Here is an 11039-nt window from a genome sequence, read left to right on the forward strand (position 1 = left end):
ATGAGTCCCTCTGGCCCGCCTGTCCATGGGGCAGGCGGCGCCAATTGTGGACAAGCCGTGCGACCTATTCAGCGGTGATCTTGTTCTCGGCGAGGAATTTTTCCAGCCAGTGGATGTTGTACTCGCCAGCGAGCACATCATCATTCTCGACGAGACGGCGGTGCAGGTCGAGCGTGGTGAAAACCCCGCCGACAACCATTTCCGACAAGGCGCGGCGCAGGCGCATGATGCACTCGCGGCGTGTCCGGCCATGCACGATGAGCTTGCCGATCAGCGAGTCGTAATAGGGCGGGATGCGGTAACCCGCATAGGCCGCGCTATCGAGGCGCACGTCGGGGCCGCCGGGCGCATGGAAATCCGTGATCAGGCCCGGCGAAGGGACGAAGGTTTCCGGGTGCTCGGCATTGATGCGGCACTCGATGGCGTGGCCGACCAGCATGACATCCTGCTGGCTGAAGGACAGTTTCTTGCCTTCGGCGATGCGGATCTGCTCGCGCACAAGGTCGATGCCGGTGATCATTTCAGTGACCGGGTGTTCGACCTGGAGACGGGTGTTCATTTCGATGAAGTAGAACTTGCCGTCTTCGTAGAGGAATTCGATCGTGCCGGCGCCGCGATAGCCGAGCTTTTTCATGGCCTTGGCGCAGATGGTGCCGATTTCTTCGCGCTGGGCCTGGTTGAGGGCCGGCGAAGGGGCTTCCTCGAGGACTTTCTGGTTGCGGCGCTGCAGGGAGCAGTCGCGCTCCCAGAGGTGGGCCACGTTGCCATGTGTGTCGGCGATGATCTGGACTTCGATATGGCGCGGGCCTTCGAGGTATTTCTCGAGATAGACGGCGTCGTCGCCAAAGGCGGCCTTGGCCTCGGTCTTGGCGGTTTTGACCGCGTTTTCGAGGTCGGCCTCGGTGCGGGCGAGCTTCATGCCGCGGCCACCGCCGCCTGCAGAGGCTTTTACGAGGACCGGGAAGCCGATCTTCTTGGCGGCCTTCTTGGCCTCGGCAATGGAGGTCAGGGCGCCTTCGGAGCCGGGCACGCAGGGCACGCCGGCTTCGATCATCGCGACCTTTGCGGCGATCTTGTCGCCCATGATGCGGATATGCTCGGCCGTCGGGCCGATGAAGGCAAGGCCGTGGGCCTCGACCATTTCCGCAAACTGGGCGTTCTCGGAGAGGAAGCCATAGCCGGGGTGGATCGCGTCAGCGCCGGTGATTTCGGCAGCCGCGAGGATCTGGGATTTCTTGAGATAGCTCTCCGAGGAAGGCGGCGGGCCGATGCAGACGCTTTCATCGGCCAGGCGCACGGCCATGGCGTCGCGGTCAGCCGTGGAGTGCACGACGACCGTGGACAGGCCCATTTCCTTGCAGGCGCGGTGGATTCGCAGGGCAATCTCACCGCGATTGGCGATGAGAACCTTTTTGATCGTGCGGGGCTCAGTCATGCTATTCGATCAGGGCTAGTGGTTCGCCGAATTCGACCGGCTGGGAGTCCGTCACATAGAGGGCCGTAAGTGTTCCGGCCCGATCGGCCTCGACGGGATTGAAGGTCTTCATGGCTTCGACCAGCATGAGCGTGTCGCCCTTTTTGACCTTGTCGCCGATATTGAAGAACTGTTTCGCGCCGGGTTCCGGGGCGAGATAGACGGTGCCGACCATGGGCGACTTGATGGCATTGTCGGAAACGGCCGGGGCTGCGGGGGCAGCAGCAGCAGCGGGTGCGGCGGCCGCAGGGGCAGCGGCGGCAGGGGCCGGTGCGGCGGCATACTGGGCCGTCTGCATCACGGGCGCGGCGGGCTTGCTGACGCGGATGCGCAGGCCTTCGTGCTCGATTTCCACTTCGCCAAGGTCAGCTTCCCGGAGGATCGCGGCCAGCTCCCGGACGAGGCCGGTGTCGAGTTTCGTCTTTGCAGTGCTCATGGGGTGCTAATTCTCTCCTTGGCCCGTCAGGGACTTGGCTGCCAGAAGCGCCAGCTCATAACCATAGGCCCCGAGGCCGGCAATTGTAGCTTTTGCAACAGGCGCAACATAATTCACTTGGCGGAAGGCTTCGCGCGCCGCCGGATTGGACAGGTGCACTTCGATGACCGGTACTTTGCAGGCCCTGAGGGCATCATGCAAGGCCACAGATGTGTGCGTATAGGCGCCGGCATTGAGAATGACGGCGGAGCCTTCGCGGGAGGCTTCCTGTATCCAGTCCACCAGTTCGCCCTCATGATTGGTCTGGCGCGCCTCAAGGGGCACGTCGCCGGAGAGGCTGCGCAGGCGGGTATGGATACCCTCGAGGGTTTCGTGGCCATAGATCTCCGGCTCGCGCGTACCGAGCAGGTTGAGGTTTGGCCCACCGAGAACATATATCGGTTTTGACATGGACCCCGTCTTGCTCTGGAACGCCCGGCAAGGCAAGGGGGCACAAACGGGAGGCGAGTAGACATGCAGATCACCCTGAATGGCGAGCCACGGCAGGTGAACCCGGGGATGACCGTGGCCATGCTGCTGGAAGAGCTGTCCGAGGCGACCGGTCGCGACCCGCGCGGCGTGGCTGTGGAGCGCAACCTGGAGATCGTGCCGAAGTCCGAACATGCCTTTACCGTGCTGGAAGAGGGCGACCGGCTGGAACTTGTACAGTTTGTGGGTGGGGGATAAGCCGAAAGGCCGCTAAAACCCGTCAGAGAAGCCGTTCAGGAACCGTTGGAAGCCCATGTCAGACCCGTTGATCATCGCCGGCAAAACCTACAATTCGCGCCTCATCGTGGGCACGGGCAAGTATGCGAGCTACCAACAGAACGCTGATGCGGCCCGCGCGGCGGGCGCCGAGATCGTCACTGTGGCCCTGCGCCGGGTGAACCTGTCGGACCCCGGCAAGGAGATTCTCACCGATTTCGTGAAGCCGGACGAGTTTACCTACCTGCCCAATACGGCGGGCTGCTACACCGCTGACGAGGCCGTGCGCACGCTGCGCCTGGCGCGCGAGGCGGGCGGCTGGAACCTCGTGAAGCTGGAAGTTCTGGCCGACCAGAAGACGCTCTACCCGAACATGCCGGAGACGCTGACCGCCGCGAAGGCGCTGATTGCCGACGGGTTCGAGGTCATGGTCTACTGCTCGGATGATCCGGTTTATGCGAAGATGCTGGAAGAGGCAGGCTGCTGCGCAATCATGCCGCTGGGCAGCCTGATCGGTTCGGGCCTTGGCATCATGAACCCGGTGAACATTCGCCTGATCGTGGAGCAGACCCGCGTGCCGGTGATTGTCGATGCAGGCGTCGGCACACCTTCCGATGCGGCCATGGCGATGGAACTCGGCTGTGATGGCGTCTTGATGAACACGGCGATTGCGGCGGCCAAGGATCCGATCCTGATGGCCAGCGCGATGAAGCACGCCGTGATTGCCGGCCGCGAAGGCTATCTCGCGGGCCGCATGCCGAAGAAGATGTATGCCGATCCAAGCAGCCCCCTGGCGGGGCTGATCTAAGCCTGGCCAAAAAGGGCTGACAGATGAAATTGTTGGGGATTACAGGCTTATGCTTCGCGCTGATTACCGCAGCTTGCGCGCATGTGCCCGAGATGCCCGCGGAGGAAGAAGCGGTTGCGATGGTGGATACCGCGGAACCGGCGGCGGAGACCGACCCCTATGTCGCCGGACGCGAGATCGTCACGGACATGAGCCGGATCGTGACACCGAATGGCGTGGACGAAACCTATGAAGTGACGCTTGGCGGCACGCAGCAGGTGATCAATGTGCGCGGTGCGGACCGGGACAATCCGATGATCCTGTTCGTGCATGGCGGCCCGGGCTCGACCGAGATGCCGGTCGCCTGGATGTTCCAGCGTCACTGGGAGGATTATTTCACGGTTGTGCAATGGGACCAGCGGGGCGCCGGCAAATCCTATCCGTTGAACGATCTTGAGGCCCTCGGGCCGACGCTCGCGCCTGACCGCTATCGTGACGATGCCATTGAGCTGATCGAATTTCTGAAAACGAGGTACGGCAAGGAGAAGGTGATCCTTGTCGGGCATAGCTGGGGATCAGTTGTGAGCTTGAGTGTCGCCGCAAAGCGCCCGGACCTGCTCTATGCCTATGTCGGCATCGGGCAGGTGGTGGACTTCTTGGAGAATGAGAAGGTCGGCTATGCCTGGACGCTGGCGCGGGCCAGGGCCGATGGCAATGCGGAGGCGATTGCCGACCTGGAAGGCATTGCGCCATACCCTGGGCCTGAAGGGATCGCCCTGGAGAAAACGGCCATCGAACGCAAATGGTCAATACATTATGGTGCGCTGGCGGCGGGACGCTCCGATGCCGAATACTATTTCCACGCGGGGCGGCTGGCGCCCGGTTTCGATATGCAGGATCGCAAGGACATGGATGCTGGCAGTGCTTTCACCATGGCGCACATGTGGCCGCAGCTGGCGCCGTTCAATTTCAATGATCTGCACAAGGTGAATGTCCCCGTTTTCCTGTTCATGGGGCGGCATGACTACACGACCCCGCCGGAGATCGCGGCGGACTGGATTGGCAAGCTGGAAGCGCCCCAGAAGCAGCTCGTCTATTTCGAGCATTCGGCGCACCTGCCGATGGTCGAGGAGCCGGGGCGTGTGCTCGTGGCACTGCTGGAGCTGGCGCGGCCACTCGCTATGGAAGCATCTGCCGAATGAACGCACAGCGCGCGGCCGTCATTGGCTCTGGACCGGCCGGCCTTATGGCGGCCGAAACGCTGCTGGCGCGCGGCATGGGCGTCGACATCTATGACGCGATGCCGAGCTTTGGGCGCAAGTTCCTGATGGCGGGCAAGAGCGGGCTGAATATCAGCCATGCCGAGGATCCCGACGTGTTCCTCTCGCGCTATCGCGGTGATACGCGATTGCAGGAGATGGTGCGGGCATTCGGGGCCGCCGAGATCGTATCGTGGATGGAGGCGCTTGGCATTGCCGCGCATACCGGGCCGACGGGGCGCGTGTTTCCGGAAATGATGAAAGCGTCGCCGCTGCTGCGGGGCTGGCTGGTGCGGTTGCAGGACGCCGGCGCTGTGTTGCATCCGAAGCATCGCTGGCAGGGATGGAATGCGGATGGGGCGCTGGTGTTTGATGCGCCGGAAGGCTCGGTGACAGCTGCGCCCGATGCGACGGTTCTCGCGCTGGGCGGCGCGAGCTGGAAACGTCTGGGATCGGATGGAGCGTGGGCGCCATTGCTGGAAGCAAAAGGCGCGGAGACTGTTCCGTTCGGACCGTCGAATTGCGGCTTTCTTGTCGACTGGTCGGCCCACATGCGCGAGAAGTTTGCGGGCGCGCCGGTCAAGTCTATATGTATGTCAGTGGACGGACAGGAGACGCGGTCCGAATTCGTTATCACGCAGCGCGGGGTCGAGAGTGGGGGCATCTATACGCTGTCGGCAGCGCTGGTTGATGGCTTGCGCCGGCACGGGGCGGCGACGCTGTTGGTGGACCTGTTGCCGGATATGGATGTGCCGGCAATCGTTGCGAAACTTGAGCGGCCACGCGGCAAGCAATCCATGGCCAACCATTTGCGCAAGAGCCTCGGCATTTCCGGCGTAAAGCTCGCCTTGCTGCACGAGGCGGCGCGCGGTGTGCTGCCTGATCATGCAGTGACGCTCGCCCGGCTCATCAAGGCTGTGCCGATCAAAGTCACCGTCACGGCGCCACTGGACGAGGCGATTTCGACAACCGGTGGTGTCGCATGGGACGCGCTGGATGAGGCGCTGATGCTGCGCCAACTGCCCGGCGTGTTCTGCGCAGGCGAAATGATTGACTGGGACGCGCCGACAGGCGGCTACCTGATCACGGCCTGCATGGCGACCGGCCAGGCGGCGGGCAATGGCGCAGCCGACTGGCTTCAGACGGCGTCGAGCTTGTAGACCTTGCGCGCGGTGCCGCTGAACATGGCGACCTGTTCCGCTTCGGCATAATCGGCGGCGATCTTCTTCAGGCCGTTCCACAGCGTGCGATAACTGATCGACAGGCGGTCGACCGGGAAATTGCTTTCGAACATGCAGCGCTCAGGCCCGAAACACTTGATGGCATGATGGTAGTATGGCGCCTGTGCCTCGACGAATTCGTCGGACGTCGGCGGCGTGGCGCGCGTATTCCAGCCGAAGCCATTGTCGGGCATGGCGAGGCCGCCGATCTTGGCGAAGACATTCCTGTTTTCGGCGACGGCGGCGATGTCGTCTTTCCATTTGGCGAAATTCGCTTCGCGCTTGCCTTCGTAGGGGCCGACGCCGAGCGGCGTGCCGAAATGGTCGAGGATCATCGTCGTGCCCGGAACGGCGGCCGCGAGGTCGGCGAAGTCGAGTATCTGGTGATGGTAGTTCCAGGTATCATAGGTGAAGCCGCGCTCCCCAAGGCGCGCGACGCCGCGCCGGAAATCATAGTCGCGATAGAGCCCTTCGGGCGCCCTTCCGGGAATGGCGAATCCGGCGCTGTCCTTGTCAAAGGCGCCAGCGTGGCGAATGCCCCGGAAAAGGCCGTTGGCAGCGGCGATATGGGCGTCGAGGATTTCGTCCAGATTGTCGAGGCGAAGGTCTGCATGACCCACAAAGCCGGCGATTGTGGCCGTGTCAGGATCGGCGGCGGAGCGGGCAGCGGCGGCCGCGATGAACTCGGTTTCGCCGATGGGCTTGAAGCGTTCCGGTCCGTCCTTGCGATACGAGGAGCCGCATTCCATGAAGACGGTCTGGACCACGTTGTGACCGTCTTCTGTGTCGGACCAGAGTTCTTCGAGGTCATAGCTGAGGAAGGGCTTGGGCCAGAGGTGGTGGTGCGGGTCAACGATCTCGCGATCCGGGTCGATCACGTCTTCGCGGACCTGTGCGAGCCATTCCGTATTGTTGAACATGCGTTTCCTCCTGCCTTGCCGTCAGCCTCTGGTGAGCTGTGCGCCCATTCAGGGCGCAATGCGGCGGCGAGGCAAGGGGTGGCGCGGCGTCAGGCCTTAACGAGGCCGATCTCGCGGAGGCGTTCCATCAGGTAGTCCTGCGCAGTGATGGGGGGCTGGGGCGTGCCCCCTTCGGCGACACATTGGGGCAGGGCCTCGATCACGACATCCTGGTTGAAGTGCAGGAAGAAAGGTGTCGAGTAGCGCGGGAAACGGGCCCGTTCGGGCGCCGGGTTGACGACGCGGTGCGTGGTGGAGGGCAAGACGCCCGCCGTCAGACGCTGGAGCATGTCGCCGCAATTGATGACGAGGGCGCCGGGCGGCGGGTTGACCGCGAGCCATTCGCCGGAGCGGTGCTTCACTTCGAGGCCGGCTTCTTCAGCGCCGAGGAGGAGCGTGATGACATTGATGTCTTCATGCGCGCCGGCGCGGACGGTGCCTTCGGGCGGCGGGTTTTCCTGTGGCGGATAATGGAGCAGGCGAAGGATGGAATTGCCCATCTCGACGCGGTCCTCGAACCACATCTCGTCGAGGTCCAGATGGAGGGCGATCGCGCGCAGCAGGTCGCGCCCCATCTCGTCCAGTGCATCAAACAGGGCGCGGGTGGCGCGGTCGAAATCGGGGATCTCGCCAACGCTGGGCGTGTCGGCCATGGTCTCGCGATAGGGCGACTTGGGCGGCAGGAGGCGCCCCGTGTGCCAGAACTCCTTGAGGTCTGCCTTGGCAGCGCCCTTGGCATTCTCAGTGGCAAAGGCGGTGTAGCCGCGCTGGCCGCCGCCGGACTTGCCGTCATAGGCAAGCTTGGCAATGTCGGGCAGGGCGAAGAAGGCCTTCGTGGCGCGCAGATTGTCGTCGATCGTGCGCTGGTCGACGGGATGACCGGCGATGACGGCAAAGCCGGTCTCGCGGAAGGACTTGCCCAGCGCCTCGGCGAAGGCGGCCTTGTCTTCGCGCCACAGCGCATAGGGGATCGGTTTGAAATACTCGGTCATGTCTTAAATCTATCGTGAAGCTGCCAGTGTGGGAATGCGGCCAAGATGTCACCTTGGGCCGAATTGCGGGAGGCGCAAGGATTTCACGGCACTGGGTGAGCTGTTTTCAGGCGCTGATTCATGAATTCGGGCCGGTTTCGGCTGAAACCAGAGGTAGGGTTAACGCGAGGCGCGCGGCGCTTAACGCTCTGCCCCTTTGGGGCCTGCGCTGTTAACCATAACGCAAATCTCTGAGGCCAATCTGTACCCATCGCCGGACATGGCGGGTGGTGGTTGCCAGAGCAGGACACGGGAATGATCCCGGCGATGCGACGGCAAGGTGAAAACAGGAACAAGACAATGCCTTTTGCAGATTATTCAGTCGACCTTGCAACGATGCTCCATTCGGAGTCCGCTCCGGAAGAGCTTTACCAAGCGGGCCTCGTCTATGCGACAGGTCTCAATGTGGAGATCGACCTGATCGCCGCGCACAAATGGTTCAACCTGGCTGCCCTGCGCGGTTCGGAAGAGGCCAAGGCACAGCGCGCTGAAATGGCCGAAATGATGAGCTCCGACGAGCTGAAGCAGGCCCTTCAGGCAGCCCGCGAGTGGCTGAAACTGATGAACTAGGCTTGCCCGGCCAGCAGGCGGGGAACGACCTGCCTGCACGCCGCTGTTAAGGTTAAGGAAATATCAAACGCCCGCGTGCGAACCTTATGGCTTATGGGCCATGAGGAGCCGCAAACGAGATGCCTGTGACCGAGGCCCCCAGCCGAGATCCGGAGGGTGATGGGCTGGTGCGGACATCCGCGCCGCGCCTGCGCCTCGGCATGGGTGACGTCCTGGTCCAGTTCTGGCGGGCCAAGTGGTTGATGTTACTGGTTTTTATGCCGGTATTCGCCCTTGGTTTGGCGGCAGCCCTGTCGCGGCCTGACCTGTACGAAGCACGCACAAGACTGATCGTGACGGGCGCCAGCGTGTCGGGGCCAAAAGCCTTGGTGGCGCCGGAACTGGAGTTACTGCGCAGCCCTGTCGTTGCGACGCGGGCGCTGAACCTGTTTCCGATGTCGCGCCTCTATCCCGAAATCAATGCAGCCTGCGAGGCGCGCAGCCGCTCCCTTCGCGGGGACGCCGAGGCCCTTTCAAGGCTCGCTTCAGAGTGCCGGCAGATGTGCGTTGCGGCCCTTCAGCGGGACTTCCGAGTCCGTTCCGTGTCCAGTGCGCCCGTGATGAGCGTGAGTTATCGCAATTCCGACCCCGAAGCGGCAGCCGAAGTGCTGAACGCCATGATCGGCGTCTACCTGAAATATCGGTCCGACGTGTTGGCGCGGCCGGAAGCCGACGCGGCCCCAATGATTGACCGGACCGTGCTGGAGCGCAGTCTGCTGGAATCCGAGACCGATATCGGTGCCTTCCTGGAGACCGAAGGCCTCAGCAGTTTCGAGGCGGAGCGCGATACGGTGGGGGCGCTGTACAAGGCGGCGAGTGAAGACCTGCTGGCGACGGATTCCCGGTTGCGGCAGGTGGAGAGCCAGCTGACGGCCTATCGCCGCCAGATACGCGCGATTGCCCCTAAACAGGAACTCTTCATTGACGACACGACGGGCCAAACGCTGCTGGACATGAAGCTGGCGCGCGAGGCGCTGCTGGTGACCAGCCTGCCCGGATCGGCGGAGGTGATCGAGATGGACCGGCGGATTGCGCGGGCCGAGGCCTTTATCGCGACGCTGGACCAGCCGACCGGCACGGTTCGGACGGGACCAAACCCGCGTTATGAACAGATGCTGACAACGATAGACGACCTGAAAGCCGAAGCGGCGGCGCTGACCGACCGGCAGGCAGCCCTCGCCCGGCAGATTGCGGCGTTCAAGGAGCGCCAGGCAAAGCTGGCCACGCTGGCGCCGCGCTATAATGAGCTGAAGCGCAAGCGCGACGTGCTGGAGCAGGAGATGATGACATCATCCGGTGGCAATGCCGGCGCTGGCCGTTGGCAAGGCGAAGACGTGCGTGTGCTGGAACCGGCGACCGTGCCGACCGAGCCGGAGCCGACGCGGGCCCTGCTTGCCGCACTGGCCTTTGCGGCCGCCCTTGGTGCGGCTCTGTGTGCCGGTATCCTGAAAGCGCTGACACGGACGGGCTTTGCGACGCGGCGCTCGGTGGAGCGGACGCTGGACCTGCCGGTGCTTGCGACCGTGCGGGAGGTGTGACCGCGAATGCGTGACCTGAGACCGGATCTTGCGACGCTCTGGCAGTCTGCCTCGCGCCTGCGGTCTGCGCGTGGGGCGCGGAGCGTGATGTTCGTTGCGGCGCGCAGCGGCGAGGGGACGAGCAGCATGGCGGCGTCGTTTGCGCTGATGGCCGCCGAGCATTCGGCGCGAACGGCGTGGCTGGTGGACCTGGATCTGGGCGTGAATGCAGCCTTTGGCGGGTTTGATACAGGCTTTGCGGGCGGCGTGGCGCGACCCGGGCGTGCCTATGATGCGTCATTGGGATGTGAGCCGATCTATCAGCTGGTACCGACACCAATGGGCGGCGGCGGCAAGATGCTGACGGTGCATCCCGTGGAGGGGACGCGACTTCTGGTGACGCGGTTCCGGACCGAGCGACTGGCGGCGGGGCAGAGTGTGTGTCTGCGCGCCCAGCCCGACTGGTGGCAGGCGCTGCGACGGTCAACGGACTGGATCATCATGGACGCGCCGGCGCTGGACCGCTCCGATGTTGCGCTGGATGTCGCGGCAGAGGCCGACGGTGTGGTTCTGGTCGTGGAGGCCGAGAGGACCGACGCGGAAGAGGTGGCGCGGCTGCAGGCCGGAATTGAAGATCAGGGCGGACGCGTGATCGGCGTGGTGCTGAACCGCATGCGGGCCGATGCGCATCTGGCCGGACGGCTGGGCGGACAACAGTACAGGCGCCAATATGAAGGCGGGCGGCGCTGATATCAGCGCCGCCTGCCATTTCAGTCGATGTGTGCTGCGTCCTAGTAGACGTACTTGAAGTCGACGCCCCACATTTGCGGATCGGTCAGGCCGACAAATGCCGTGCCCTGTGTTCCGACAGTGATATTGTTGATGCCGGACACGTAGCGATTGTCGAACACGTTCTTCACGAACGCGCCAACCTGGTAACGGCCGCTTTCAGCTGTCCAGAAGGCCCGGATATCCGTGCGCTCCTGTGATTCGCCTACGGAGA

13 protein-coding genes are annotated in these 11039 nt (G+C 63.5%); 7 read left to right on the forward strand and 6 right to left on the reverse strand.

Going from position 1 to position 11039, the window contains the following annotated elements; genetic code table 11:
• Positions 1 to 64: 64 nt before the first annotated feature.
• From accC to HY30_RS09650, 3 genes are read right to left on the reverse strand one after another with little or no spacing between them, the layout of a single operon-like run.
• Entirely contained in the window at positions 65 to 1435 is a 1371-nt protein-coding gene (accC, locus tag HY30_RS09640; protein ID WP_034739618.1) for an acetyl-CoA carboxylase biotin carboxylase subunit, read from the reverse strand.
• A 1-nt stretch (position 1436) separates the two neighbouring features.
• Positions 1437 to 1910 (reverse strand): acetyl-CoA carboxylase biotin carboxyl carrier protein, encoded by a 474-nt coding sequence (gene accB / locus HY30_RS09645; protein ID WP_034739620.1) that lies wholly within the window; start codon positions 1908 to 1910, stop codon positions 1437 to 1439.
• 6 nt (positions 1911 to 1916) lie between these two features.
• Positions 1917 to 2360 carry a type II 3-dehydroquinate dehydratase gene (locus HY30_RS09650; protein ID WP_034739622.1) on the reverse strand — a complete coding sequence of 148 codons (444 nt, stop codon included), beginning with the start codon at positions 2358 to 2360 and terminating at the stop codon, positions 1917 to 1919.
• Between the two features lie 63 nt (positions 2361 to 2423).
• On the opposite strand from HY30_RS09650, the gene thiS reads away from it, so the two are divergent.
• From thiS to HY30_RS09670, 4 genes are all read left to right on the forward strand, one after another.
• A complete protein-coding gene (gene thiS / locus HY30_RS09655; RefSeq protein WP_034739624.1) occupies positions 2424 to 2636 on the forward strand; it encodes a sulfur carrier protein ThiS in 213 nt (70 codons plus the stop codon).
• Positions 2637 to 2691: 55 nt separating this feature from the next.
• Entirely contained in the window at positions 2692 to 3462 is a 771-nt protein-coding gene (locus HY30_RS09660; protein WP_034739626.1) for a thiazole synthase, read from the forward strand.
• A gap of 119 nt (positions 3463 to 3581) precedes the next feature.
• A complete protein-coding gene (locus HY30_RS09665) occupies positions 3582 to 4643 on the forward strand; it encodes an alpha/beta fold hydrolase (RefSeq protein ID WP_034739628.1) in 1062 nt (353 codons plus the stop codon).
• The gene (locus tag HY30_RS09670; protein WP_034739631.1) at positions 4640 to 5860 is read left to right on the forward strand and encodes a TIGR03862 family flavoprotein; all 1221 of its coding nucleotides are present in this window, start codon (positions 4640 to 4642) and stop codon (positions 5858 to 5860) included. The genes HY30_RS09665 and HY30_RS09670 overlap by 4 nt, the downstream gene beginning before the upstream one ends.
• Here HY30_RS09670 and HY30_RS09675 read toward each other — a convergent pair.
• Both HY30_RS09675 and HY30_RS09680 read right to left on the reverse strand, forming a co-directional pair.
• Positions 5839 to 6840 carry an amidohydrolase family protein gene (locus tag HY30_RS09675; protein ID WP_034739634.1) on the reverse strand — a complete coding sequence of 334 codons (1002 nt, stop codon included), beginning with the start codon at positions 6838 to 6840 and terminating at the stop codon, positions 5839 to 5841. The two genes, HY30_RS09670 and HY30_RS09675, sit on opposite strands and share 22 nt — an antisense overlap.
• An 89-nt stretch (positions 6841 to 6929) precedes the next feature.
• Complete coding sequence (locus tag HY30_RS09680; RefSeq protein ID WP_034739636.1) at positions 6930 to 7871, reverse strand: isopenicillin N synthase family dioxygenase; 942 nt, start codon at positions 7869 to 7871, stop codon at positions 6930 to 6932.
• Between the two features lie 339 nt (positions 7872 to 8210).
• On the opposite strand from HY30_RS09680, the gene HY30_RS09685 reads away from it, so the two are divergent.
• From HY30_RS09685 to HY30_RS09695, 3 genes are all read left to right on the forward strand, one after another.
• Positions 8211 to 8480, forward strand: coding sequence for an SEL1-like repeat protein (locus tag HY30_RS09685; RefSeq protein WP_034739656.1), 270 nt, complete (start codon positions 8211 to 8213; stop codon positions 8478 to 8480).
• A gap of 119 nt (positions 8481 to 8599) precedes the next feature.
• Positions 8600 to 10057, forward strand: coding sequence for a GumC family protein (locus HY30_RS09690; protein WP_034739638.1), 1458 nt, complete (start codon positions 8600 to 8602; stop codon positions 10055 to 10057).
• 6 nt (positions 10058 to 10063) lie between these two features.
• Positions 10064 to 10786: a P-loop NTPase family protein gene (locus HY30_RS09695; protein WP_199286282.1), complete on the forward strand. Its 723-nt coding sequence runs from the start codon at positions 10064 to 10066 to the stop codon at positions 10784 to 10786.
• A gap of 41 nt (positions 10787 to 10827) precedes the next feature.
• On the opposite strand, the gene HY30_RS20195 is transcribed toward HY30_RS09695, so the two are convergent.
• Positions 10828 to 11039, reverse strand: a 212-nt coding sequence (locus tag HY30_RS20195) for a hypothetical protein (RefSeq protein ID WP_034739641.1), incomplete at its 5' end; no start/stop codon positions are given.

This window comes from Hyphomonas chukchiensis (assembly GCF_000682695.1).
Taxonomy (GTDB): Bacteria; Pseudomonadota; Alphaproteobacteria; order Caulobacterales; family Hyphomonadaceae; genus Hyphomonas; species Hyphomonas chukchiensis.